The organism is Nonomuraea sp. NPDC002799, assembly GCF_053592075.1.
In genome coordinates this window covers 52,380-76,502 of record NZ_JBSFVA010000002.1, presented here as the reverse complement: position 1 = coordinate 76,502, position 24,123 = coordinate 52,380, and the positions used below count along the sequence as shown (strand labels likewise).

Here is a 24,123-nt window from a genome sequence, read left to right as displayed (position 1 = left end):
CCCCGCACACAGCGCGATCAGCGGAGGCCGGCGATGAGCTTCTCCCACTGCTCGGCCACCTCGCCGGCCGAATGGCGCACCGCCGTGTCCCGCGCCCCGGCCGCGAGGGAGCGCCGCCTGCGCTCGTCGTCGATCAGCGCCAGCAGCGCCGCCGCGAAGAGCCGCAGGTCGTCGTCCGTCTCCGGCACCAGCACCCCGTTGTAGCCCGTCGCCACGAACTCCCTCGGCCCCCTGGCCCCGTCGAAGGCCACCACGGGCACCCCGCAGCCCATGGCCTCCAGCACCGTCATCCCCAGGTCCTCGGTGCGCGAGGTGGTGGCCACGATCGACGCCTTGGCGAACTCGCCCGCCAGGTCCGGCGTCGTGCCCATGAAGTAGACGTGGTTGTGCAGATCGAGCTCGCGCACCAGCGAGCGCAGCCGCCGCTCCTCGGGGCCGCCGCCGTACAGTCTCAGCCGCCAGTCGGGGCGCTTGTCCGCGACGAGCGCGAACGCCTCGATCAGCCGGTCGTAGGCCTTGGTCGGCACCCAGCGCCCGCCGGCGGCCACGATCCTGTTGTCCATCCGCGAGCGCGGCCAGGGGCCGCCCGGCAGCGCGTCCAGCACGGAGTGCACGACGGGCTCGCCGCCCAGGAGCCTGGCCCACTCCTCCTGAGCGGACTCCGTGGCCGTCACGACGGCGCTCAGGCGCGGATAGAAACGTTTGACCGGGCCCGGCACGGCCGGCCGGCCCCACTCCCTGGCGATCTTCAGAGTTTCGCGCGGCGCGTGCCTGGCGGCCTGGACGCCGAGCCCCGGCCTGGTGGTGATCAGCACGTCCGACTTGAGGTTGCGCAGCACCCGCCAGAGCGCCACCTCGGTGCGCACCTGCCCGCGCGGGAGCAGGTGCCGCACCCCCGGCCTGGCGTCGACCACGCTGCGCAGGGCCACCTTGGGGCCGACGGGGAAGAACGGCTTCTCCCGCTGCCGCCTGACGCTGATCACCTCGACGTCATGCCGCTCCGACAGAGCGGTGGCGAGGTTGAGCGTGGCGCGGGCGTCGCCCCGCATGCCGTAGGCGGAGGTGAGAAGGAGGCTGACCTTCATCCGCCCACCTCGATCCTGAGCTCGTCGTCGGCGGTGTAACAGGGCCTGATGGGCACGCCGTCCACCTTGAACGAGGGATAGTGCAGCCTGCGGCGCTTGCCGTCGACGTCGTCGAGCCTGGCGCCCAGCTTGAGCGCCGTGGGCACGCCCTCGACCTCCAGCGCGGGCTCCCAGACGCCCGTCGTGTCGGGGTCGGCCGCGACCACGTCGACCAGCGACACGGCGGCGTGGAAACGCACGCCCTGGACGGTGGCCGTGACCGACACGCGGGCGCTGATCTGCCTGCGGTCGAGGGTGAGCTGGGCCTCGTGCCGGGAGTCGTCGTCCTCCAGCCCGGTGAAGGCCAGCAGCCCCATCACCTCGAAGCGGCCCTCCCTGAACCAGACGGAGCGCACCTCGGCGGCCGGCTCCGCGTCGGAGATCTTCAGCGCGAGGAAGCCGTTGCGGGTGCGGTAGGAGCGGTAGGCGAGGGTGCGCTTGCACAGGGCGTACGCGTCGAGGTGGTCGAGGGAGAAGCCCGGATCGACGCTGATCAGCCTGCTGCGCCTGCCGTCACGGCGCAGGTAGGCGTCCCAGCGCCCGGCGGTGAGCTCCAGCGGCGCCAGCGACACCGTCAGCGAGGCCTCGCGGGACCTGGCGCCCGGCGTGCCGAGCAGCACGTCACGTTCGACACCCGTCGTGCGGTGCCGCAGCACGAGCTCGGTGCCGGATTCCAGTGGTTCGTCGATGGCGAGTCGTAGGGAGAGCACGTCGGCCAGGGTGACCTCGGCGTCCGTGACAACGACGCCCATCACGACCCCCCTCCCCGTCGAATAGAGCCATGCGACGTTGAGGTTACCGTGATTTTCCCGTTATGTGGATGCCAGATTTCTTGCGACCACATCCGTTGACATGCGGAACTCCTCCACATCTTGTGTGGAGGAGTCCGACTTTCAGCGGTCAGGTAGCACCTTTGACTGATTTGATCAAGAGCTGCGCCACGTCCACGACTTCGAGCGACTCCTTGGCCTCTCCGCTGTTCTTCTTCTCGTTGATGGCGTCACCGAGCATCACCATGCAGAACGGGCACGCGGTGGAGACGGTGTCGGGATCGGTGGTCAGCGCCTCGTCCACGCGCTCGGTGTTGATGCGCTTGCCGATGCGCTCCTCCATCCACATGCGCGCGCCGCCGGCCCCGCAGCAGAAGCCGCGGTCCTTGTGGCGGTGCATCTCCTGGGTCTGCACGCCGGGCACCTTGGACATGATGTCGCGGGGCTGGGAGTAGACCTTGTTGTGGCGGCCGAGGAAGCACGGGTCGTGATAGGTGATCTTCTCCTCGATCGGGGTGATCGGGGTGAGCAGCCCCTCGTCGACCAGCTTCGACAACAACTGCGTGTGGTGCACGACCTCGAAGGTGCCGCCGAGTTGCGGATATTCGTTGGCGAGCGTGTTGAAGCAGTGCGGGCAGGTGGCGACGATCTTCTTGACGCCGGCCTCGTTCAGCGTCTCGATGTTCTGCTGGGCGAGCATGTTGAACAGGTATTCCATGCCCAGGCGGCGGGCCGGGTCACCGGTGCACGCCTCCATCGGGCCGAGCACCGCGAACTTCACGCCCGCGATGTGCAACAGCTCGGCCACGGCCTTGGTGGTCTTCTTGGCCCGGTCTTCGAGCGCGCCCGCGCAGCCGACCCAGAAGAGGTATTCGGCGTCCTCGGGCATCTTCTCCTCGACGATCTCGACCTCGAAGTCGAGCTCCTCGATCCAGTCGGCCCGCTTCGTCTCGGCCATGCCCCACGGGTTGCCCTTGTTCTCCAGGTTCTTCACCATCACTCCCGCCTCGGACGGGAACGACGACTCCACCATCACCTGGTAGCGGCGCATGTCGAGGATGTGGTCGATGTGCTCGATGTCCACGGGGCACTGCTCGACGCAGGCTCCGCAGTTGGTGCAGGACCAGAGCACGTCGGGGTGGATCACGCCGTCCTCGCCCACGAGCGGCTTCTCCAGCAGCGCGAGCACGTCGGTGTCCGTGTGCTCCACGCCGCCCGCGGCCGCCATCAGGTACGGGGCCACCTTGAAGGCGTGGTCGCGCTGGTCGAGGATGAGCATCTTCGGCGACAGGGGCTTGTCGGTGTTCCACGCCGGGCACTGCGACTGGCAGCGGCCGCACTCCGTGCAGGAGTAGAAGTCGAGGAAGCCCTTCCAGGTCGTGTCACCGATCTTGCCGCGCCCGAGCCGCTCAGGGTCGAGGTCCTCGTCCTCGAAGTCGACCGGCTTGCCGTCCACCCGCATCTCCGGCGCGGCGCCGAGGCCGTCGGGGCGGCGCGAGAAGAGCACGTTGAGCGGCGCGGTGAAGATGTGCAGGTGCTTGGAGTGCACCACGATGACCAGGAACACCAGCATGAAGCCGATGTGCAGGAGCAGCGCGATCTCCTCCAGCAGCGAGCTGGCGGGCAGCGCGTCGCCGATCGCGAGGGAGACGAAGGCGCCGGAGGAGTACGGGAAGTTGCCGTTGGCGGCGGCGGCGCCGCGGGCGAGGAAGAGCGTCCAGATGATGTTGAAGATCATGAACAGGACGAGCCACGCGCCGCCGAGGTGCGAGCCCGAGAAGCGGGAGCGGCGGCCGAGCTTGTCCGGCGAGTTCTTGATCCGGATGACCGCGAAGGCGATCAGGCCGAGCACGCAGGCCACCGCGATGAAGTCCTGCAGGAGGCCGAGCACCCCCCACGTCCCGATGAGCGGGATGTGGAAGTCGGGAGTGCCGGTGATCGCCCCCTGGACGATCGCGCCGTACGCCTCGATGTAGACGGTCAGCAGGATGAAGAACGCCCACATGACGAAGAAGTGCGCGACGCCCGACGGTGTCCACTTGAGCAGCTTCTTCTGCCCGAACACCTCGACGATCTGCGCTTTCACCTCATCGGCCGCATGCGTCCTGGCGTATTCGACGCGTTCGGGCGCCGGAGGCCCCACGGTCGCGAGCTTGTACAGGAACTGCGTCCTGCGACCGGCCACGGCCACGGCCGCGACGGTCATGACAAGCCCGATGATGGCTACCCAGAGCACGGGGTCCCTCCCAAGACGTCGGCTGCCAGCGTACGTTGTTGATCCTACTAACGAGTAACATCACTGGCGTACGCGACATACCCTAAGGTCACCGCCTATTACAGAACAATGCTCTACCCCGTGAAGTAACGCTGAATCGTCGGCGCGAGCAGCTCCACCAGCTCATCGTGACCGGCGCTGGCCAGCGGCTCCAGTTTGATCACATAACGCCCCATGATCACGCCGAACATCTGCGCGAACGCCGCCTCGATCCGCAGATGCGGCACTTCGAGCCGGTCGGCCACCTGGAAGAGCAGCGCGTTGGAGATGAACTCACGGAACATCGTGACCGCCTGGTCGTTGGTCATCGCCGAGCGGATCAGCGCCACCATCGGCTCGCGGGTCTCCGGCTCCGACGTGACCCGCAGGATCATGCGCACCAGCCGCTCCCCGATCTCCTCCCGAGGCCCGTCGAGCAGCAGCGGGATGACCGCTTCCGGCGTGATCGGCAACTGCATGGCCGCCGCGAACATGCCTTCCTTGGTGTCGAAATAGTGGTGCACCAGCGCGGGGTCGACCTGGGCCTCCCTGGCGATGCCGCGCACGGTGGCCTTGTCGAAGCCCTTCTCGGCGAACACCTTCCTGGCCGCCGTGAGGATCTCCCCGCGCGTGTCGGCCGAGCCCGGCCGGCGGCCGGGGCGGCGCTTCGCGCTCACGGCCTCACTCCGTGCGGCGGCCCGCTCGCCTGGATGCGTCACCGGCCCACCGCCAGGTAGACGCGCATCGGCACCGAGAGCACGCCCTCGGGGAACTCCGCGCGCAGCTCCGACCGCTGCCACTCGACGAGCCGGTCGGCCGCCCCGGGCGACAGCGCCGCCATGTAGGAGTGCGAGCGCAGGTCGAGCAGGAAGTCGTCGATGCCGACCAGGCGCGTCCAGGGGATCCAGCGCTCCTCGATCACCTCGAAGGCGGCGGCGATCGGCGGCACCGACCACTGCTCCACCGCCGGGCCCCAGTAGGCCGGCACCGCCTCGGCCAGGCGGGACTCGTAGGCGGCCAGCCATTCGGCCTGCGCGGCGTGGTGCAGGTTCCAGCAGCCCACGATCGCGCCCTCCGGGCGCAACACCCGCCGGGCCTCGGCGATCGAGACCACGGGGTCGAGCCAGTGCCACGACTGGGCGTACGTCACGAGATCGGCCACGTCGTCGGCCAGCGGCAGCGCGTTGCCGTCCGCCAGCACGGCGGCGACGACCGGCGGGCCGTCGTCGGACCTGGAGATCAGGCGGGCCAGCATCTCCACGCCCGGATCGACCGCGATCACCTGCGAGCCGCGCGCCCTCAGCGCGTGCGTCAGGATGCCCGTGCCGGCGCCGACGTCGACCGTCGTGGCGCCGTCGAGGTCGACGCCCGACACCTCCGTCAGCGCGCGGTACATCTCGTCGGGATAGGCGGGCCGGCCCGCGTCGTAGGCGTCCGCCACGCTGTCGAACACCCTGCCGAGATCCCTGATCGGTCCTATGTTCATGTGGACGCCGCCAGGTGCAGCCTGGCGAAGGCCAGCCCCTCGGCCAGATCGTCGATCCGCTCCGTGCGGCTGGCCGCCTTGCGGGTGTTGATCTCCAGCACCACCAGTTTGGTGTAGCCGGTGCCCGCCAGGCGCTCCAGCATCTGGGCGCACGGCTGGTTGCCCCGGCCCGGCACCAGGTGCTCGTCCTTGTTGGTCACCCCCATGCCGTCGGCCAGGTGCAGGTGGGAGAGCCTGTCGCCGAGCTTGACGGCCATCTCCATGGCGTCGGAGCCGGAGACGGCGGTGTGCGACAGGTCCAGCGTGACGTGCGGGAAGTCGTAGTCGATCGGATTCCAGTCGGGCGAGTAGGGGACCACGTCGTTGGCCCGGGCGCGCAGCGGGAACATGTTCTCGACCGCGAACAGGACATTCGTCTCCTCCCGCATCCTGGCCAGCCCGGTCTCGAAGTCGCGGGCGTAGTCGCGCTGCCAGCGGAACGGCGGATGGACCACGACCGTGGAGGCGCCGAGCCGTTCGGCCGCCTTCTGCGCCTTGACCAGTTTGGCCCAGGGATCGCGACCCCAGACGCGCTGCGTGACCAGCAGGCAGGGCGCGTGGATGGCCAGGACGGGAACCTCGTAGTGCTCGGAGAGCCGCTCGATCACGTCGATGTCCTGACTCACCGGATCGGCGCCCACCATGATCTCCACGCCGTCATAACCCAGGCGCGCTGCCAGCTCGAACGCGTCAGGAGTGCGTTCCGGATATACCGAAGCGGTGGACAATGCGATCTTCGCATTGGGCACGCGGATGACATCAGCCACGTTGCCAGCCTAAGCCGGTGAAGCGGATCTGGCGCGCGAGCCCCCCAGGGTGCGTCGCGTCCGGCGGTTCGCCGCACCTACCGTTAGGGCATGCCACGGATAGCGAAAGGTGCGATCCCGAGCCCGAATATCTGGAACACCCCCCAGATCTACGAGCTGGAGAACCGCGCCGCCGACCCCGAGGGCGCGGCCGACGCGGCGATGCGCGAGCTCCGGTCCTGGGACGGCGCCGCCGTGCTCGACATCGGCTGCGGCACCGGCTACCACCTGCCGGTGCTCGCCCGTGAGGCGTCCCAGGTGATCGGCGTGGAGCCGCACGGCGACCTGGCCGTGCTGGCCCGCCGCCGCTGCGCGGGACTGGCCAACGTGAGCGTGCACGCGGCCGCGGCCCAGGAGCTGCCGCTGCCCGGCGCGAGTGTGGACGTGGCGATGGCGCGCTGGGCGTACTTCTTCGGGCCCGGGTGCGAACCCGGACTGCGCGAGTTGTCCCGGGTCGTCCGCCGCGGCGGCACGGCCTTCGTCGTCGACCTCGACGCCACACGGGGATCCTTCGGCCGCTGGTTCTCCCGCACGGTGCCGTCCTACTCCGCGCGGGAGGTCGAGGCGTTCTGGGACCGCCAGGGCTGGCAGCGGCGCCCGCTCGACCTCCGCATGGCCTTCGAGCGGCGGGCCGACCTGGAGGCGGTGCTGCGCATCGAGTTCACGCCCGAGGTGGCCGAGCAGGCCATCGCCGAGACGCCGGGCCTGGAGCTCTTCTATCCGAACGTGCTGCGCTGGCGCCACTACTGAGGCTTGACATTGACGTAAGTGTCAAGGTTTACGGTGGTGGCATGCGCATCGGGGAGCTGGCGGAACGGACCGGGGTGAGCACCCGCTCACTCCGCTACTACGAGCAGGCCGGGCTGCTCGACGCCCGGCGCAGCTCCAACGGTTACCGGGACTACGACGAGGCCGACGTCAAGCTGGTGTCCGAGATCCGGGCCCTGCTGAGCGTCGGGTTCACGCTGGAGGACACCCGGCCGTTCGTCGACTGCCTGCGCAAGGGGCACAGCACAGGCGGATCGTGCGCCGAGTCGGTCGAGGTCTACGAGCGCAAGCTCACCGAGATCGACGCGGAGATCCGCGTCCTGCTCGCCCGCCGCGCCGAGGTCGCCGCCCAGCTCGCGCAGTCGTGCCCGGGTTGCTTCGTGAGGGGATGAAGATGATCACACTGACCACCGCCAACTACGAGGAGCAGGTGCTCAAGAACGACAAGCCGGTGCTGGTCGAGTTCTGGGCCGAGTGGTGCGGGCCGTGCCGCATGGTGGGTCCCGTGCTGGAGCAGATCGAGGCCGAGCACGGCCTGACCATCGGCAAGCTCAACACCGACGAGAACCCGGAGATCATGGCCCGCTACGGCGTCATGGCCGTGCCGACGATGTTGTTGTTCGAGAACGGCGAGCCCGTCAAGCAGATCGTGGGCGCCAAGCCCAAGCGCATGCTCGTCTCGGAGCTGGGCCTGGCGTAGTCCCAGATTGTCGGTTCCTACCGCTAGCCTGCTCCGCATGGCCAAGACTGCCCAGAAGCCCGGATACCGCTGTGCCGAGTGCGGCTGGCGCACCACGAAGTGGGTGGGCCGGTGCGGCGAGTGCCAGGCGTGGGGCACGGTCGACGAGGAGGGCGCGCGGGGCGGCGTCAACGTCGTCCAGGCCGGTGCCACCACCACCCCGGCGGTCCCGATCGGCCAGGTCAGGGCCGAGGTGGCGGCCGCGCGCACGACGGGCGTGGCCGAGCTCGACCGCGTCCTGGGCGGCGGTCTGGTGCCGGGCGCGGTCGTGCTGCTGGCGGGCGAGCCGGGCATCGGCAAGTCCACGCTGCTGCTGCAGGCGGCGGCCCGCATCGCCGAGCGCGACATGGTCCTCTACGTGACAGGCGAGGAGTCGGCGGCCCAGGTGCGCCTGCGGGCCGACCGCATCGACGCCATCCAGGACCAGCTCTATCTCGCCGCCGAGACCGACCTGTCGGCCCTGGTGGCCCACGTGGAGAAGGTGCAGCCCAAGCTCCTGGTGGTCGACTCGGTCCAGACGATCGGCTCCGCGCAGACCACAGGCGTGCCCGGCGGGGTGACGCAGGTGCGCGAGGTGGCGGCCAACCTCGTCCGCCTGGCCAAAGAGCGCAACATGGCCACCGTGCTGGTCGGTCACGTCACCAAGGAGGGCTCGATCGCCGGCCCCCGCACGCTGGAGCACCTGGTCGACGTGGTGCTCAGCTTCGAGGGCGACCGCCACTCCAGGCTGCGCATGGTGCGCGCGATCAAAAACCGGTTCGGCCCCACCGACGAGATCGGCTGCTTCGATCTGCACGAGCGGGGCATCGAGGGCATCAGCGACCCGAGCGGCCTGTTCGTCTCCCGGCGCAGCGAGCCGGTGCCCGGCACCTGCGTCACGGTCACGGTCGAGGGCACCCGCCCGCTGCCCGCCGAGGTCCAGGCGCTGGTGGCCCGCACCGAGGCCCAGCAGCCCAGACGCACCTCATCAGGGCTCGACACCTACCGCGTGCAGATGATCCTCGCGGTCCTGGAGCGCCGGCTCAACGCCCGCCTCGGCGGCTGCGACGTCTTCACCGCGACCGTCGGAGGGCTCAAGCTGGCCGATCCGGCCGTCGACCTGTCGGTCATGCTCGCGGTGGCCAGCGCGGCCGGCGACAAGCCGCTGCCCCCCGGCCTGGTGGCGCTCGGCGAGGTCGGGCTGGCCGGCGAGTTGCGCCCGGTCAAGGACGTACGCCGGCGGCTGACCGAGGCCGCCAGGCTCGGTTTCAAGCGGGCCCTCGTGCCGGCCGGCAGCCTCGAAGAAGCCGGGCGACGGCGTGACGGGCAGCGTGCCCTGGTGCCGGTGGGCCCGGTGGCGTTCGCGGCCGGGTTCGAAGTGTTCCAGGCGGAGAACGTATGGGACGCACTCACACACGTCACATAGCACGGCTAAGCTGAGCGTGACCGATCGACACGGGGGTCAGGTGGACAGGAGTCTTGACGATCGCCGTCGCGAAGCCCTGGCCGCTGTGGCACCGGGCACACCACTGCGCGACGGCCTTGAGCGGATCCTGCGCGGGCAGACCGGCGGGCTGATCGTGCTCGGCCACAACAGGGCCGTCGAGGAGGTCTGCAGCGGCGGGTTCGAGCTCGACGTCGACTTCTCGGCCACCAGGCTGCGCGAGCTGGCCAAGATGGACGGCGCCATCGTGGTGAGCGGCGACCATAAGATCATCCGCGCCGCCGTGCATCTGGTGCCCGATCCCTCCATCGTCACCGACGAGTCCGGCACCCGCCATCGCACCGCCCAGCGCGTGGCCAGGCAGACGGGCCTGCCGATCATCGCGATCAGCAAGTCGATGCGCATCATCGCCCTCTACCTCGACGGCATCCGCTACGTCCTGGAGGAGTCCGCCGCGATCCTGTCCAAGGCCAACCAGGCCCTGGCCACCCTCGAACGTTACAAACACCGCCTCGACGAGGTCTCGGGCACGCTCTCGGCCCTGGAGATCGAGGATCTGGTCACGGTCAGAGACGTCGCGGCCGTGGCGCAGCGCCTGGAGATGGTCCGCCGCATCTCCGACGAGATCAAGGGCTACGTGGTGGAGCTCGGCACGGACGGCCGCCTGCTGTCGTTGCAGCTCGACGAGCTGGTCGCGGGCGTCGACTCGGAGCGCGAGCTGGTCGTCCGCGACTACCTCCCCGCGCCGGCCGGCCGCCGGCAGCGACGCCTGGCCGAGGCCATGCACGACCTGGACAAGCTGTCGGGCAGCGAGCTCCTCGACCTGTCGACGGTGTCCCACGTCCTGGGCCACAACGGGTCCGACAAGCTCGACAGCCCCGTCAGCCCGCGCGGTTTCCGCCTGCTCGCCAAGGTCCCCCGGCTGCCGGCCACGGTGGTGGACCGCCTGGTCAACCACTTCGGCGGCCTGCAGAAGCTGCTGGCCGCCAGCATCGACGACCTCCAGGAGGTCGGAGGCGTCGGCGAGTCCCGCGCCCGCAGCGTCCGCGAGGGCCTCTCCCGCCTCGCCGAGTCCTCCATCCTCGAACGCTACGTGTAGACCAGCCACCACCGCTCCGCAGATGTCGGCCCAGCGCCGCGGCAACGGGCCCGGACAGGCGGGCGTCAGCGGAGGTGGAAGACGCCCTTGACGCTGCGGAGCGTGCCCATGCGCACCGTGGCCACGTACGTCCCCGGCAGCGCGGCCGCCGGTGAGGCGCGGCAGTCGGTGCTGGAGCGGCGCCGATCCCATTCCAGCGACCGCACGTACGGCACCCCACGCTGCAGTTGCTCGACATCCGAGCCCGGCCCGCTCACGCAGTCGGCGGTGGACCAGATGCGGTCCGCCCCCGAGGTGATGCGGATCTCCATGGCGCGCGGGCCCACGTCGGCCGTGCACATCACGGGGCCGGTGTTCACCAGCGTGACCATGAAGGCAGGCCGCGAGTCCCCCGCGTAGATCTCCTCCTTGCCCCCCTGCAGGCTGAGCACCAGGTCTGTCTCGGTGCAAGGGCCGCCGGGCCGCTTCGGCTGCGCGGCCGGCGACGTTTTGGCGGTGGTGGGGGTGGGGGACGGGCTCGCAGTGCCCATGGCCAGCGTACGCAGCCCTGCCAGCAGCGGATCTGCGGCAGGCGTAGCGCTCGGTGAGACCTGCGCGCTCGACGTGCGTTCAGGCCCGCTGCCCCCGGTGGAGCACGCCCACGCCACCACGGCCACCACGACGAGCACCGCTACCAGCACGCTCATCCGCCGCCGCCAGTAAACGTCCGCGCCGTCCCCACGCATCGTATCCGGGTCCATACGCTCAGCATGGGAATCGCGGCGCGCCGAAGAGTGATGACACGCCGGGATGTGGAATCTAGGCATACCCTTGACCGCGTGGTTGAACCCCACCTCCTGCACGCCGCCGTTCTGGCCTGGTACGAGGACAATGCCCGAGATCTCCCGTGGCGCACCGACGACGCGACACCCTGGGGTGTCCTCGTCAGCGAGATCATGCTCCAGCAGACCCCGGTCATCCGCGTCCTGCCCATCTGGCACGAGTGGATGGAACGCTGGCCCACCCCCGAAGCGCTGGCCGCCGAGCAACCCGGCGAGGCCGTACGCCACTGGGGCCGGCTCGGCTACCCCCGCAGAGCACTGCGCCTGCACGCGTGCGCCAGAGCCATCACCGACGAGCACGGCGGCGAGGTGCCGTCCGACCACGCGACCCTGCTGGAGTTGCCCGGCATCGGCGAATACACCGCCGCCGCGGTGGCCAGCTTCGCCTACGGCGGACGCCACGCCGTGCTCGACACCAACGTCCGCCGGGTGTTCGCCAGGGCGGTGCGCGCCGAGGAGTATCCTCCGACGGCCACCTCCGCGGCCGAGCGCCGGCTGGCGGAGACCCTCCTGCCCGAGCTGGGCGCCGCCCGCTGGGGCGTGGCCGTGATGGAGCTGGGCGCCCTGGTCTGCACGGCCCGGTCCCCGCGCTGCGCCGACTGCCCGATCACCCGTCAATGCGCCTGGCGCCTGGCGGGCAAGCCACCGCACGCGGGCCCCGCGCGCAAGGGCCAGACGTACGCGGGCACGGACCGCCAGTGCCGGGGCCGCCTGCTGGAGGTGCTGCGCTCGGCCCACGGCCCGGTGCCCAAGGCCGCACTCGACGTGGTGTGGGACGAGGCGGAGCAGCGCGAGCGCGCCCTGGACGGCCTGATCGCCGACGGCCTGGCCGAATCCCTCGACGACGGCACATACCGGCTACCCACCTGACCTTGAGAACGGCACCCCGATCCAGGACACCACCGACTCGGAGAACGGCCACGTGATCCGGACCACCACCCGCGCTGGACGATGTGGCCCTGGACAGCCGCTCCGGCGAGCAGGTGATGGGCCTGCTGATCGACCTAGGCCAGATCGGCCAGACGCTGCTCATGGTGACGCGCGACGAGCGTCTGACGACGCGGTGTGCCGACCGGGTGATCGAGGTCGCCGACGGCAAGGTGACCCGGGAGCACCCGCTGGAGCAGAGCGGATGACGGCGCGAGCCGCTGCCCCCACGCTGGGGGCAGTGTTCTCACTAACCGCAGTGTTCGAAGGGGCTGGTGTACGAGCTGCTCCCGACAGAGCCGCCCCACTTGACGCATTTGCCAGACGCAGCCCGCTTGACAGGCCCGGCGTAGTAGCTGAAACCTCCTGAGTTCGTCGTCCTGCTTGCCCCTTGCGGTTCGAGGAAGGCCGACACCGGCGACGCCTTCCCGAGGTTCGTCGTCTTCAGCGTCGCGACGCAGTTGAAGCCGTTGCCCGAGTTGTAGAGCAGATAGGCGCGACCGCCGGTCAGGGCGGCCGAGTCGATGACCGCGTAACCGGAGCCGCAGACCTGCGTGGCCGTGTTGGGGTTGCTGCTGCTGCCGCCGCAACCGTTGGTGCTCCTGACGGCCTTCTTCTGGCCCAAGGACACGGTCACGCCCTCCACGGTGGGGCTGGTGTCCATCGCTCCGCTGGAGGTCCGCTGCTCGTAGTGCAGGTGCGGAGCCTCGGAGCCGCCGGTGGAACCGACCGTCCCGATCGTGGTGCCCTGGCCGACGCTCAACGACCCGCCGGCCGCCCGCACCATGGTCGCGAGGTGGGCGTAGCGGGTTCTGGTCCCATCACCGTGACGGACCTCCACCCACTTGCCGTAGCTCTTGCTTCCCTCGTCGTGGAAGTACGCGGTGCCGCCGGCGGTGGCACGAACGGTCTCACCGTTGGTGCCATCGCTCCCATAGTTCTGCCAGTCGATGGAACCCGACGGGTTGTGCCCGGGGGACCAGTTGTTGGCGTTGAAAGTCTTGCCGCAGGTGAACGGACTCTTGTGGGCGGCGGCCAAGCTTCCGGCAGAAGCCGCGGAGGCGGCCTGGGGAAGCAGCACCGTCGTGAGAGCGAACAGCAGGGCAATGGGTGCTGATGTGAGGGCCGTCGGCCGATCCGGTCTTCCGGTCATTGGGGTGCTACCTCTGGAACGGGGGAATACGGTCGAACATCAAGATCCTGGATGTTGATGGCCCGACGGTGACGGCATGATGATCGAATACAGCGCTGGAGGTGAAGTCGGGGCGCCGGGCAGGGATGGATCGACATCTCGCCGCCGGGCCCTGCGCGCGCACCGCCGCAACAGCCGGGTCATCTGAGGGTGAGGTCACAGCCCGCGGGACGTGCGCGGCCACGGGCCAGGCCCGTGGCCGCGGGTGAGGTCAGTAGTAGAGGTAGAGGGCGTAGGTCTGGAACGGGTGCCAGGTGCCTTCGATCTCGCACTTCAGCCGGTCCGCTTGCCAGCTTGGGAAGGTGACGAGGGCGTAGGTGTGGCAGCCCACAAAGGTGTCGTGGCGTGAGTGCCAGTGCCAGGACTCCGCCGACGCGGCGGGAGCCGAGGCCAGGAGGACTCCTCCGGCAGCCAGGGCACAGAGGCCGGCCTTGAGCGCTCGCGTGACCGTTTTCATGGTGTGCTCCTTGTTGGGGGGCACCCTCGAGTGGGGGGCTCTACCTCCAGTTATCTACTCTGTGTAATGTGAAGTCAACAGAAAGTAATCGCGACGAAGGGCCTCGGCTCGGCGCTACTACCTGACCCAAAGTGGCACAGTGCGCTCCGCGTCCTTGGGCGCCAGGTCGCATGCGTCAGGCTCCGACACACCACCCGGGTTGTACACCTCAGTCCCCGAAGGCGCGACCACGATCGAGACGAACCCGCGCACCGAATCGGCGACCATCTGCCGGCTCACATCCGCGGGCAGCACCATGGTGTCCCCCGCCGCGACCTCGTACCGCCGCCCGCCCAACTCCACCACGGCGGCCCCGTCGAGCCACGTCCACACCAGCTCGGCATCGAACGCGTGCACCGGCCCCACCATGCCCGGCTTGGCGTCGACCCGCCACATGGCCTGCCCCGCCTCCCCCTGCGTCGGAGAGGCCAGCGTGGTGAACACGCCGTTGGGTGTCTCGGTCTTACGGGCATCGGCTGACAACACAACACTCATCTCCGCATTCCCTTTCTCATCTCGCGATCACGCGATCCACGGCGGAACGCCGTAGTCGCCACCGTCCACGGCCAGCGCCCGCGCCCCGGCCGGAGCCGTGACGACGGCGGTGTACCCACTCCCGGAATCGGCCAGCACCCGCCGCACCACGCCCGCGGGCATGACGACGGTGTCGCCGGCGCCCACCGTGTACGTCTGATCGCCCAGCTCCACGGTCGCCGCTCCGGCGACCCAGCTCCACACCTGCTCGCTGTCGAAGTCGTGCACGGGCCCCTCGGCGCCCGGCTTCGCATCGACCCGCCACAGGGCCCGCGTGGCCCCGCCCTGCGTCGGCGAGGCGAACGTCGTCATGACCCCGGTCGGAGTCTCCGATCGCCGCGCCTCGGCGTCACGGATGACAGTCACGCCCTGCACCCCCTAAGATAGGCAACTACGTTGTCGATATAGTGAACCAGGTTGTCTATCTTGTCAAGCGATGCCCCGGGCTTCGAACTGCCGCTACGCCTCCTGCTCGCGTTCAGAACGCTGATCGACGAGCTCCACGTGGAGCTCGCGCGGCAAGGCCATCCGGAGATGCGCCCTATGCACGGGTTCGTCATGCAGGCGATCGGCCAGAACGGCACCACGGCCGTCGAGCTCGGCCGTACGCTCGGCGTCTCCAAACAGGCCGCGGGCAAGACCATCGACACCCTGGAACGCTGCGGCTACGTGGAACGCACCGCCGACCCCCACGACACGAGACGCAAGCTCGTCCGGCTCACCCCGCACGGCGTGGACGCCCTGATCCGCTCGGCCCACATCTTCGACGACCTGCGCGCCCGCTGGGCCGCGGAGCTGGGCGCGGACCGCCTGCGCGCCCTGGAGGCGGACCTGCGCAGAATGACCCCGGCCAATCCCTGGCGGCTCGACATCCCCGGCTGGTTCGGCACGCTCTGACCCGCGGACGCGGAGCCCCGGCGGACGTCCGGCCGCCGGGACAAACCCCCCGACGGCACGCCGGCCAAAGCCTCAACCCGCGATCGGAGGCCCCAGCAGGGCTACAACCAAGACACGCAGCGCGGAAAGCGCGAGGCAGAGGCCGAGGCGGACGGCGGAGGTAGAGACAGAGGCGGACGGCAGAGGCGGACTGCGGACTGCGGCGGCGGACGCAGGAGGTGGCGGCGGACGGCGGAGGCGGAGGTCGCGCTTGAGCCAGCGAACGGGCTCAGGCCGCCAGTTGCAGGCCCAGGCTGGTCAGGTTCGTACGCGCCCAGTCCAACTCCTCGGCCAGCAGCGACACCAGCGCGCCAGGACCCTTGGCCCGGCCGGGCACGGTCAGGTTGTGCGTCTCGACCTCGATGTGCGCGCTGCCGCTCACCGCTCCCGACAACATCGCCGTCAGCGTGTCGTGCAGCACCGCACCCGTGCTCGACGTCTCCCCCGTGTGGTTGTGCACGTGCCCCAGCTTGACCACCGGCGCACCGGCCGCGGCCAGTCCCCTCAGGGCCGCGCCGGTCTCCTCGTCCCCGCAGGCGAGGTGACAGGCGTCCAGGCACACGCCCAGGTGCTCGGAGTCGATGCCGCACACCCGCTCCAGCGCCTGCTCGGTCGTCTCCAGCACGCATCCGGGCCACGGCTCGAATCCGACCCTGATCGTCTTTCCGGTCACGCTGTAGATGCCGCGCAGCTCGCGCGCCAGGCGTTCGAGGCGGCGGGTGGCGATGGAGTGGAGGTCGGCGGGCCAGTCGCGGCGCCAGCCGATCGGAATGGTCGAGATGCTGCCGAACCGTACGTCCTCCGGCAGCAGGAACGCCAGGATCTTGGCCAGCGCCATGGTGTAGCGGTAGCGCTCGGGCTTGGCCCAGTCGGGGCCGGGCACCTCCTGGTTGCGCCCGCCGGTGCCGTTGAGGCTCACGACCTCCAGGCCGCGCTCCTCAAGGGAGCGGCGCAGGCGTACGAGCTCGATGCGGTCGGCCGTGAGGTGGTCGGCGACAGTCGGCGCGAGCCACAGCCCGATGCCCATCCGCTCGACGCCCAGGCGCTTGCGCACGGGGACGGCGTAACGGGTCAGGTGGGCGATCAAGTTCTCCAGATCTTCAGCGGGGTGGACGCCTGCGTTGTAGGCGAGGTGAACGAGCGTTCCGTCATCGTGACGCAGGCGCATCGGTTTCCTCCACGGCTTGCTTGATGGTGTTCCCGTCGCCCGCCTTGGGACGTGCGAGCCCTGTGAGCATGACTGCTCGCAGGTGGCGCGCGCGTCCGCCCCGAGTTGATCTCGCGCTACTCCCCAGGGAGCAGCGCCCAACCTAGGAACACGTTCTTGTGGCTCACTTGGATGTAACTGGCGAAGCTCTACGCAGTGTAGTACTACTCGCGGTGGCGGTATACCCACATACCCAACAATCCGGCAACGACCACGACATCCAGCGCCTCATTCCACGGCATGTCACGTTCCCACGCCCCGGAATCACGGGTAACCAGGAGCGGGAGTGACCGACCACTGACGGACACGTGGACTGGCGACCCCTCCATTTACCAGACCACCCCAGAGCGCCTGCCCCACCAGGTCACCTCAGAAGGGTGGCTGCCCAGCCAGGCGGCCTCAGGATGGCCGCCCCACCAGACCGCCCGGCGTACCCCACGAACAAGAGCCGGCGCATGAAAAAACCCCGCGTGGTCATCCACGCGGGGTTTTTCGGTGATCCGTCAGTGCTGGATCGGTGCGGCGATCTCAGCCGCCGAGTCCGGCACCTTGTCGATCGACTCGCCCTTGAACAGGAACTTGGCGTTTTCGCCTTCGCCCTCGATCGTCACCTTCACGACCTGCCCCGGCCGGAGCTCACCGTAAAGGATCTTCTCCGACAGGGAGTCCTCCAGCTCGCGCTGGATCGTCCGCCGCAGCGGCCGAGCGCCCATGACCGGGTCGTAACCGCGCTCGGCGAGCAACTGCTTGGCCTCGGTCGAGACGTCGAGCCCCATGTCGCGGTCCTTCAGCCTGGAGTCGACCTGGGCGAGCATCAGATCCACGATCTTGATGATCTCGGCCCGGGTGAGCTGGTGGAAGACCACGATGTCATCGACGCGGTTGAGGAACTCGGGCCGGAAGTGCTGCTTGAGCTCCTCCTGCACCTTGGACTTCATCCGGTCGTAGTTGGAGTCGGCGTCGTTGGACTTCGCGAACCCGACCCCGATGCCCTTGGAGATGTCCCGGGTGCCGAGGTTGGTGGTCATGATGATGACCGTGTTCTTGAAGTCGACCACCCGGCCCTGGGCGTCGGTCAGGCGACCGTCCTCCAGGATCTGCAGCAGCGAGTTGAAGATGTCGGGGTGGGCCTTCTCGATCTCGTCGAACAAGACCACGGAGAACGGCTTGCGCCGGACCTTCTCCGTGAGCTGGCCGCCCTCCTCGTAGCCGACATAGCCGGGAGGCGAGCCGAACAGCCTGGAGACGGTGTGCTTCTCCATGAACTCCGACATGTCCAGGCTGATCAGCGCGTCCTCGTCACCGAAGAGGAACTCCGCCAGAGCCTTGGACAGCTCCGTCTTACCGACACCGGAGGGACCCGCGAAGATGAACGAGCCGCCGGGACGGCGCGGGTCCTTCAGACCGGCGCGGGTACGCCGGATGGACCGCGACAGACCCTTGATGGCGTCGTCCTGGCCGATGATCCGCTTGTGGAGCTCGTCCTCCATGCGGAGCAGGCGCTGCGACTCCTCCTCGGTCAGCTTGAAGACCGGGATGCCGGTGGCGGTCGCCAGGACCTCGGCGATGAGCTCCTGAGTGACCTCGGCCACGACGTCCATGTCGCCGGCCTTCCACTCCTTCTCCCGCCGCTCGCGCTTGAGCTGGAGCTGCTTCTCCTGGTCGCGGAGGGCAGCCGCCTTCTCGAAGTCCTGCGCGTCGATCGCGGACTCCTTGTCGCGACGGACGTTGGCGATCTTCTCGTCATACTCGCGCAGGTCCGGCGGAGCGGTCATCCTGCGGATGCGCATCCGGGAACCGGCCTCGTCGATGAGGTCGATCGCCTTGTCGGGCAGGTAGCGGTCGCTGATGTAACGGTCGGCGAGCTGCGCCGCGGCCACCAGTGCGTCGTCGGTGATGGACACGCGGTGGTGCGCCTCGTAGCGGTCGCGCAGACCCTTGAGGATCTCGATCGTGTGGCTGAGCGAGGGCTCGGCCACCTGGATCGGCTGGAAACGCCGCTCCAGAGCCGCGTCCTTCTCCAAGTACTTGCGGTACTCGTCGAGCGTGGTCGCGCCGATCGTCTGCAGCTCACCGCGGGCCAGCATCGGCTTGAGGATGCTGGCGGCGTCGATCGCGCCCTCCGCGGCACCCGCGCCGACGAGCGTGTGCAGCTCGTCGATGAACAGGATGATGTCGCCGCGCGTGCGGATCTCCTTGAGCACCTTCTTCAGGCGCTCCTCGAAGTCACCGCGGTAACGCGAACCGGCGACCAAAGCGCCGAGGTCAAGCGTGTAGAGCTGCTTGTCCTTCAGCGTCTCGGGCACCTCGCCCCTGACGATCTTCTGCGACAGGCCCTCGACGACGGCGGTCTTGCCGACGCCGGGCTCGCCGATGAGAACGGGGTTGTTCTTGGTCCTCCTGGAGAGGACCTGCATGACCCGCTCGATCTCCTTCTCACGGCCGATGACCGGATCCAGCTTGCCCTCGCGGGCTGCCTGGGTCAGGTTGCGGCCGAACTGGTCGAGCACCAGGGAAGTCGAGGGGGCCGACTCCTGCGGGCCGCCCGCCGCGGCCGGCTCCTTGCCCTGATAACCGTGGAGCAACTGGATGACCTGCTGCCTGACACGGTTGAGATCAGCTCCAAGCTTGACCAGCACCTGGGCTGCCACACCCTCACCCTCACGGATGAGCCCGAGCAGGATGTGCTCGGTCCCGATGTAGTTGTGACCCAGTTGCAAAGCCTCACGGAGCGACAGCTCGAGGACCTTCTTGGCCCGCGGGGTGAACGGAATGTGCCCCGACGGAGCCGACTGGCCCTGGCCGATGATCTCCTCGACCTGCTGGCGCACACCCTCAAGGCTGATGCCGAGGCTCTCCAGAGCCTTGGCGGCTACGCCTTCACCTTCGTGGATCAAACCAAGAAGAATGTGCTCAGTGCCGATGTAGTTGTGGTTGAGCATCCTGGCCTCTTCTTGGGCCAAGACGACAACACGCCTCGCTCGGTCGGTGAACCTCTCGAACATCTCGTCGCTCCTCACAGAGCGGTCAGTCAGGCCGGTAAATCCGGTCCCGTCCTCCCGCATGTTAGCCCTGGCTCGGCGAACCGTGCCCACTGCCGCTGACACGCTCTATAGCAGAGACGTTCCCCGAGAGCAGGGCGTTCACCCTCCATCCAACTACTGTTCGGGGGTGACGTGTTCCCGATACGCCGCAAGCGAACGATGTTTAGGCGGCCTCGGGGAGACGGCAGTAAATGCCGCCTGCGGCGTGGCAGATCAACACGGATCGGCCACCGGACGGTTGGATGGAACCGGGCGCTGGGGTGCCCCCTCGTCCGCGCATCTCAGATGCCGCGTCCGTATCTGTTACGCAATCATCCTATGTCGCGCAGCAAAGCTTGGCCAAGCGCGAGCGCTACGCCCTGAGCACAACGCGGCACACACCGCTCATGCCACTCACTCCGGCTCACGGACCCCGCAAAGTGCCTTCCGGTCACCTCGGTTACCCATCCATCTCGTCTGATGAGACGACGTCTTCGGCCGGGATTCCGCGCCCGCACCGCACTTGCGTAGAGACCGCATTGTGCGGACTTGCCGGCGGACGTGAGATTGGGCGACCCTTGCTCAGGTTCGCCCGGGGGTTATGCGCACGGTTCGCATCACCGCGGCCACTGTTATGCGTGCGGCCGGCATGGCAGGGCCCCCAGTTATGCCCATGCCCCGCATCGCCGGGCTCACCGATATGCGCACGCCCCCATCGCCGGGTGCCCACCGATATGCCCACGGGTCCGCATCGCCGCGAGCCCACCGTTATGCGTACGCCCCGCATCACGGGAGCCCACCGATATGCCCACGGGCCCGCATCGCCGCGAGCCCACCGATATGCGTACGCCCCGCATCGCCACACCCACCGATATGCGTACGCCTCACATGGGGCCGCCACCGTTATGCGGACGACCCCCTTCCCCTCCGGGGCCGGGTTTTGCGCAACGCCTGAGATCCCCGTGAAGACGGCTTATGCCTAGGTGCTCGTGATCCCACACGGACGGTTATGCCGGCTCCAAGGAACCTCGCCGACGCTTAAACCGGCTCCCCTGATCTTGCGGATGCATATGCCCCTTGAGGGGAGGCGCACGCCAGGTTTAGGCCGCCCCGATGGGATGAGCTGGCGGACATAAGGTACGCGTGCGCATCGGCGCGCCGGGCCCGGTTATGCCCGCTCCCCCGAGTCCGGTTATGCCCGCCCCCCGCGAGTGGAGATCTCCGTAAAACCCGGGATCCCGAAGACCGGCTACGGGTTTTACGGGGCCACAGGGCGGCGATTTGCGCGATGGCCCGTTCCAGACCCTGCGGTTCCGCCGCCGGAAGGGCTAATGCCGACCACCCCGAGGCAATCCCGTGGTCGGCAGCGTACGTTGAATGAGGTATGTGGCCCGCCACGGCATTGACACGTGGCGCGCCGCACCCCCGCATATACGGACACCCCGCCGGTGAATCAGCGTCGGCGGGGTGGCCAAAATGCCCACATATGGGTGGTTGAAAGATCATCACTCCGGGCGCCCGGCATTCGGGGTCCCCAGAAAACGATCATGCGCTTATGGCGTCCGCCGGGGTCCTAGGCGAACGGCATAAGCGCATGGTCAGGAGATGGCTCTCTCAGTGAGCCGCTTCGTACTTCTCCACGACGGTGGAGGCGATACGGCCTCGCTCGCTGACCGGCATGCCGTGGGCCTTGGCCCACTGCCGGATCTCCGAGCTCTTCTCGCGGCTCATCGCACGGTTGCCGCCGCGACCACGACGGCGCGCGGACACCGCACCCGCCCTGCGTGCGTGCTGCACGAAAGGCGTGAGCGCGTCCCGCAGCTTCTTCGCGTTAAGGTCGCTGAGGTCAATCTCATAGGAGGAGCCGTCAATAGCGAAGCTGACCGTCTCATTGGCCTCGCCCCCATCGAGGTCATCGATGAGAATCTCCTGGATCTGCTTGGCCATCTACGCAATCCTTTCCCGGAGCATTGTTTCATTCGCCTGCCCAAACATATACCCGGAAAGGCGCTGAGACAATTCAGCGTGCGGGGATTCGCCTGACTGGTCGATCAGTTCTGCGGCTCGACCGGATCCTCGCGGTTTCGACGGCCCCCCACGGCCTCGGATCGGACCAACTTCACTACGCCAAAGATGAAGGCGCCGGCCACCACCACGGGGGGGATGAGCGCTGACAATACGTCTGTTACGGCTTCCATTCGTCCTCGCCTCCACGGCTGACGGGGTTTCGGGGGCGCTTTTCGCAGAACCAGCGCGACCGGGGGAGCGGAGCACAGCGCCCCTCATGGAGGTGCAAGGCCACAACCACCCGCACCCGACCATAGCGGCACACACATGCCCTGCGTGTCACAGGGGCCCCAACATCCGGCAACCCGGACGCCCCATAGCCTAATGCCAGTCTCTCCAGACTCCTTACCGGATCAAGGGAAAATTTCGCGAAAAGACATCCATGCAGGTGCGGATGGCTCAACGAAGATCTTTTACCACACGCGTTCCGGCGAGCCTGTCATGCGGCCCCCGCTCCAGCGGCTTGTCCATCAGGATGAGCAGGCCGACGCCGAACAGCAACATTCCGGCTAGCAGATTGACCACCGGAATGCCCATCAGCATGATCGGGCCGGGATAGACCAGGGCCCGTTTCAGCAGCGCCCGCGGCCGCACGTCCCCCGGCGCCAGGCGAATCCTCATGATCGCTTTGCCGAACGTCCGGCCCTGCCGGGAATGCGCCCACCAGTCATAGGCCGCATAAGCCAGCCCGGCCGCCAGCCAGGCGAACACGCCCGGCAAGCGCCCGTCGAACGCCCCCAGCATCCCGACAGTCCGGAAGACGCCCCACAGGGCGATGAACAGAATGTAATAGAAGACGCCGAAGACGAGCCCCTCAATCAGGCGGGCGGCCAGCCGTTCCCACCATTCCGCGGGCAACGTGCCCGTCCGCGGCGGCGTCCCGGCCATAACCTGCACCTCACATCTTCGGCGGACCCAATCGGGAGCACGGATCCTCCCATTTTGGTACGACCCCCGCACACAAAAACAGAGGCCGGCGGGAAGCCGACCCCTGTTTCGCGGTGACGCAGACTACTTGATCTTGACCACCACGGTGCCCGCGAACTTGTCCGCGAACGTCTGCTGCAGCGGCTTGTCCCAGAGCTGGGAAGCGCCGTTGACGCCCACTGCCGCGTACGCCAGCAGTGTGCTGAGGAAGCCGAACGGGAGGGCGTTGAGCACCCAGCCGCCCCAGGTCACCCCGGCGCGCTTGAGTGCCAGGTCGGTCGGCAGGCCCTTGGGAGGCATGCCCTGCCCGACCGGGACCACCTTGATGCCCATGACCATCTTGCCGACGGTCTGGCCGTTCATCTTCAGCAGGAAGAAGTCGTAGGCCACCCAGAGGATCGTCACGATGATGGACGTGATCACGCCCACCACCAGCGTCGAGAACAGACCGCTGCTGCTGCCGTCCAGCGAGTTGTAGCTGGCCACGAAGATCGCCACCATGATGATGCCGATGACGAGGTTCACGATGAAGAGGATGACTCCATCGATGAGCCTAGCCACCAGCCGCTGCCACCACTCCGCCAGCGGAGCCGGCGCGCCGGGCGGCTGCACGCCGACCGGCTTGCCGTAAGGCTGCCCGTAGCCGGGCTGACCGTAGGCCTGCTGCGGCTGCCCGTACGCCTGACCGTACTGCTGCTGGTCGCCGTACTGCTGCTGGCCGTAGCCGGGCTGGGCGTAACCGGGCTGGGACTGCTGCTGCTGCCCGTAACCCGGCTGCTGACCGTAGCCCTGCTGCTGCCCGTAGTCGGGCTGGGACTGCGGCTGCTGACCGTACTGCTGGCCGGAGGCCGGCTGCTGGCCGTAGCCCTGCTGGCCCGACTGCGGCTGCTGACCGTAGCCCGGCTGCTGCCCGTACTGCTGCTGCTGGCCGTAGTCAGGCTGCGCCTGCTGCTGGCCGTAGTCAGGCTGCTGCTGCTGACCGTACTGCTGCCCGGAGGCCGGCTGCTGGCCGTAGCCCTGCTGGCCCTGGTTGTACTGCTGCTGCTGACCGTAGTCCGGCTGGGACTGCGGCTGCTGGCCGTACTGCTGGCCATAGTCGGGCTGGGCCTGCTGTTGCTGCCCGTAGCCCTGCTGCTGGCCATATTGGGGCTGCTGCCCGTACTGGGGCTGCTGCTGGCCGTAGCCCTGCTGGGGCTGCTGGCCATAGCCCTGCTGAGGCTGCTGCCCGTACTGCTGCTGCTGGCCGTAGCCCTGCTGCTGGCCGTACTGGGGCTGCTGCCCGTAGGCGTCGTCCGTTCGGTAGCCGACCACAGTCACATCGGGGTCGGGCTCGCCGGGATGGCGGCCCGCGTTCTGCTGCCCGTATTGGGGTGTGCCAGGTGCAGAATTCTCGCCGGATTCGTCCTGTGGATACGGCGGCTGTCCGGTGCTCACCGTGTCACCTCGCTTCGAGTGCGCATGTGGCACGTGTCAGGACACATGCCT

At 68.5% G+C, this 24,123-nt stretch carries 24 protein-coding genes; 8 read left to right on the top strand and 16 right to left on the bottom strand.

The features are described from left to right. Positions 1-17 precede the first annotated feature (17 nt). The 6 genes from ACWD0F_RS04255 to ACWD0F_RS04230 all read right to left on the bottom strand — a co-directional run bounded on the left by ACWD0F_RS04255 (position 18) and on the right by ACWD0F_RS04230 (position 6,440). A complete protein-coding gene (locus tag ACWD0F_RS04255; RefSeq protein ID WP_449872455.1) occupies positions 18-1,085 on the bottom strand; it encodes a glycosyltransferase in 1,068 nt (355 codons plus the stop codon). Next, positions 1,082-1,876: a hypothetical protein gene (locus ACWD0F_RS04250; protein WP_449872934.1), complete on the bottom strand. Its 795-nt coding sequence runs from the start codon at positions 1,874-1,876 to the stop codon at positions 1,082-1,084. The genes ACWD0F_RS04255 and ACWD0F_RS04250 overlap by 4 nt, the downstream gene beginning before the upstream one ends. Positions 1,877-2,024: 148 nt before the next feature. Further along, entirely contained in the window at positions 2,025-4,130 is a 2,106-nt protein-coding gene (locus tag ACWD0F_RS04245) for a (Fe-S)-binding protein (protein WP_449872454.1), read from the bottom strand. Positions 4,131-4,243: 113 nt separating this feature from the next. Continuing rightward, positions 4,244-4,825 carry a TetR/AcrR family transcriptional regulator gene (locus ACWD0F_RS04240; protein WP_449872453.1) on the bottom strand — a complete coding sequence of 194 codons (582 nt, stop codon included), beginning with the start codon at positions 4,823-4,825 and terminating at the stop codon, positions 4,244-4,246. 38 nt (positions 4,826-4,863) lie between these two features. Beyond that, positions 4,864-5,634: a class I SAM-dependent methyltransferase gene (locus ACWD0F_RS04235; protein ID WP_449872452.1), complete on the bottom strand. Its 771-nt coding sequence runs from the start codon at positions 5,632-5,634 to the stop codon at positions 4,864-4,866. After that, positions 5,631-6,440 (bottom strand): sugar phosphate isomerase/epimerase family protein, encoded by an 810-nt coding sequence (locus ACWD0F_RS04230; protein WP_449872451.1) that lies wholly within the window; start codon positions 6,438-6,440, stop codon positions 5,631-5,633. Before ACWD0F_RS04230 ends, ACWD0F_RS04235 begins: the two co-directional genes overlap by 4 nt. 90 nt (positions 6,441-6,530) lie before the next feature. Between ACWD0F_RS04230 and ACWD0F_RS04225 the strand changes: the two genes are divergently transcribed. From ACWD0F_RS04225 to disA, 5 genes are read left to right on the top strand one after another with little or no spacing between them, the layout of a single operon-like run. Beyond that, entirely contained in the window at positions 6,531-7,229 is a 699-nt protein-coding gene (locus ACWD0F_RS04225; RefSeq protein WP_449872450.1) for a class I SAM-dependent methyltransferase, read from the top strand. A gap of 41 nt (positions 7,230-7,270) precedes the next feature. Then, on the top strand, positions 7,271-7,639 hold the full coding sequence (locus ACWD0F_RS04220) for a MerR family transcriptional regulator (protein WP_449872449.1): 369 nt from the start codon (positions 7,271-7,273) through the stop codon (positions 7,637-7,639). 2 nt (positions 7,640-7,641) lie between these two features. Beyond that, positions 7,642-7,947, top strand: a complete 306-nt coding sequence (gene trxA / locus ACWD0F_RS04215) for a thioredoxin (RefSeq protein ID WP_449872448.1) — start codon at positions 7,642-7,644, stop codon at positions 7,945-7,947. Positions 7,948-7,984: 37 nt separating this feature from the next. Continuing rightward, positions 7,985-9,391, top strand: a complete 1,407-nt coding sequence (gene radA, locus ACWD0F_RS04210) for a DNA repair protein RadA (protein WP_449872447.1) — start codon at positions 7,985-7,987, stop codon at positions 9,389-9,391. A 40-nt stretch (positions 9,392-9,431) separates the two neighbouring features. Then, a complete protein-coding gene (disA, locus tag ACWD0F_RS04205) occupies positions 9,432-10,508 on the top strand; it encodes a DNA integrity scanning diadenylate cyclase DisA (RefSeq protein ID WP_449872446.1) in 1,077 nt (358 codons plus the stop codon). Between the two features lie 65 nt (positions 10,509-10,573). On the opposite strand, the gene ACWD0F_RS04200 is transcribed toward disA, so the two are convergent. Beyond that, entirely contained in the window at positions 10,574-11,248 is a 675-nt protein-coding gene (locus ACWD0F_RS04200) for a hypothetical protein (RefSeq protein WP_449872445.1), read from the bottom strand. A 195-nt stretch (positions 11,249-11,443) separates the two neighbouring features. Between ACWD0F_RS04200 and ACWD0F_RS04195 the strand changes: the two genes are divergently transcribed. After that, complete coding sequence (locus ACWD0F_RS04195; RefSeq protein ID WP_449872933.1) at positions 11,444-12,199, top strand: A/G-specific adenine glycosylase; 756 nt, start codon at positions 11,444-11,446, stop codon at positions 12,197-12,199. Between the two features lie 83 nt (positions 12,200-12,282). Then, the gene (locus tag ACWD0F_RS04190) at positions 12,283-12,465 is read left to right on the top strand and encodes a hypothetical protein (RefSeq protein ID WP_449872444.1); all 183 of its coding nucleotides are present in this window, start codon (positions 12,283-12,285) and stop codon (positions 12,463-12,465) included. Between the two features lie 41 nt (positions 12,466-12,506). Here ACWD0F_RS04190 and ACWD0F_RS04185 read toward each other — a convergent pair whose 3' ends face one another. The 4 genes from ACWD0F_RS04185 to ACWD0F_RS04170 form a co-directional block, all read right to left on the bottom strand. Beyond that, on the bottom strand, positions 12,507-13,337 hold the full coding sequence (locus ACWD0F_RS04185; RefSeq protein WP_449872443.1) for a M23 family metallopeptidase: 831 nt from the start codon (positions 13,335-13,337) through the stop codon (positions 12,507-12,509). A 322-nt stretch (positions 13,338-13,659) separates the two neighbouring features. Then, positions 13,660-13,905: a hypothetical protein gene (locus tag ACWD0F_RS04180; RefSeq protein ID WP_449872442.1), complete on the bottom strand. Its 246-nt coding sequence runs from the start codon at positions 13,903-13,905 to the stop codon at positions 13,660-13,662. 117 nt (positions 13,906-14,022) lie between these two features. Next, a complete protein-coding gene (locus ACWD0F_RS04175; protein WP_449872441.1) occupies positions 14,023-14,439 on the bottom strand; it encodes a cupin domain-containing protein in 417 nt (138 codons plus the stop codon). A 27-nt stretch (positions 14,440-14,466) separates the two neighbouring features. Then, the gene (locus ACWD0F_RS04170; protein WP_449872440.1) at positions 14,467-14,844 is read right to left on the bottom strand and encodes a cupin domain-containing protein; all 378 of its coding nucleotides are present in this window, start codon (positions 14,842-14,844) and stop codon (positions 14,467-14,469) included. A 60-nt stretch (positions 14,845-14,904) separates the two neighbouring features. On the opposite strand from ACWD0F_RS04170, the gene ACWD0F_RS04165 reads away from it, so the two are divergent. After that, entirely contained in the window at positions 14,905-15,375 is a 471-nt protein-coding gene (locus tag ACWD0F_RS04165) for a MarR family winged helix-turn-helix transcriptional regulator (RefSeq protein ID WP_449872439.1), read from the top strand. A gap of 268 nt (positions 15,376-15,643) precedes the next feature. Here ACWD0F_RS04165 and ACWD0F_RS04160 read toward each other — a convergent pair whose 3' ends face one another. From ACWD0F_RS04160 to ACWD0F_RS04140, 5 genes are all read right to left on the bottom strand, one after another. Continuing rightward, on the bottom strand, positions 15,644-16,582 hold the full coding sequence (locus ACWD0F_RS04160; protein WP_449872438.1) for a TIM barrel protein: 939 nt from the start codon (positions 16,580-16,582) through the stop codon (positions 15,644-15,646). Positions 16,583-17,124: 542 nt separating this feature from the next. Beyond that, the gene (locus tag ACWD0F_RS04155; RefSeq protein WP_449872437.1) at positions 17,125-19,626 is read right to left on the bottom strand and encodes an ATP-dependent Clp protease ATP-binding subunit; all 2,502 of its coding nucleotides are present in this window, start codon (positions 19,624-19,626) and stop codon (positions 17,125-17,127) included. Positions 19,627-21,258: 1,632 nt separating this feature from the next. Further along, positions 21,259-21,591 carry a histone-like nucleoid-structuring protein Lsr2 gene (locus ACWD0F_RS04150; RefSeq protein ID WP_449872436.1) on the bottom strand — a complete coding sequence of 111 codons (333 nt, stop codon included), beginning with the start codon at positions 21,589-21,591 and terminating at the stop codon, positions 21,259-21,261. Between the two features lie 519 nt (positions 21,592-22,110). Continuing rightward, positions 22,111-22,599 (bottom strand): RDD family protein, encoded by a 489-nt coding sequence (locus ACWD0F_RS04145; protein WP_449872435.1) that lies wholly within the window; start codon positions 22,597-22,599, stop codon positions 22,111-22,113. A gap of 123 nt (positions 22,600-22,722) precedes the next feature. Then, entirely contained in the window at positions 22,723-24,072 is a 1,350-nt protein-coding gene (locus ACWD0F_RS04140) for an RDD family protein (RefSeq protein WP_449872434.1), read from the bottom strand. Between the last annotated feature and the right edge of the window lie 51 nt (positions 24,073-24,123).

Excerpts from the sequence above, each read along its gene's own strand:
- ACWD0F_RS04255 (WP_449872455.1), bottom strand. The coding sequence starts at position 1,085 with ATGAAGGTCAGCCTCCTTCTCACCTCCGCCTACGGCATGCGGGGCGAC.
- ACWD0F_RS04250 (WP_449872934.1), bottom strand. The coding sequence starts at position 1,876 with ATGGGCGTCGTTGTCACGGACGCCGAGGTCACCCTGGCCGACGTGCTC.
- ACWD0F_RS04235 (WP_449872452.1), bottom strand. The coding sequence starts at position 5,634 with ATGAACATAGGACCGATCAGGGATCTCGGCAGGGTGTTCGACAGCGTG.
- ACWD0F_RS04225 (WP_449872450.1), top strand. The coding sequence starts at position 6,531 with ATGCCACGGATAGCGAAAGGTGCGATCCCGAGCCCGAATATCTGGAAC.
- ACWD0F_RS04220 (WP_449872449.1), top strand. The coding sequence starts at position 7,271 with ATGCGCATCGGGGAGCTGGCGGAACGGACCGGGGTGAGCACCCGCTCA.
- trxA (WP_449872448.1), top strand. The coding sequence starts at position 7,642 with ATGATCACACTGACCACCGCCAACTACGAGGAGCAGGTGCTCAAGAAC.
- radA (WP_449872447.1), top strand. The coding sequence starts at position 7,985 with ATGGCCAAGACTGCCCAGAAGCCCGGATACCGCTGTGCCGAGTGCGGC.
- ACWD0F_RS04200 (WP_449872445.1), bottom strand. The coding sequence starts at position 11,248 with ATGGACCCGGATACGATGCGTGGGGACGGCGCGGACGTTTACTGGCGG.
- ACWD0F_RS04195 (WP_449872933.1), top strand. The coding sequence starts at position 11,444 with ATGCTCCAGCAGACCCCGGTCATCCGCGTCCTGCCCATCTGGCACGAG.
- ACWD0F_RS04180 (WP_449872442.1), bottom strand. The coding sequence starts at position 13,905 with ATGAAAACGGTCACGCGAGCGCTCAAGGCCGGCCTCTGTGCCCTGGCT.
- ACWD0F_RS04175 (WP_449872441.1), bottom strand. The coding sequence starts at position 14,439 with ATGAGTGTTGTGTTGTCAGCCGATGCCCGTAAGACCGAGACACCCAAC.
- ACWD0F_RS04160 (WP_449872438.1), bottom strand. The coding sequence starts at position 16,582 with ATGCGCCTGCGTCACGATGACGGAACGCTCGTTCACCTCGCCTACAAC.
- ACWD0F_RS04155 (WP_449872437.1), bottom strand. The coding sequence starts at position 19,626 with ATGTTCGAGAGGTTCACCGACCGAGCGAGGCGTGTTGTCGTCTTGGCC.
- ACWD0F_RS04150 (WP_449872436.1), bottom strand. The coding sequence starts at position 21,591 with ATGGCCAAGCAGATCCAGGAGATTCTCATCGATGACCTCGATGGGGGC.
- ACWD0F_RS04145 (WP_449872435.1), bottom strand. The coding sequence starts at position 22,599 with ATGGCCGGGACGCCGCCGCGGACGGGCACGTTGCCCGCGGAATGGTGG.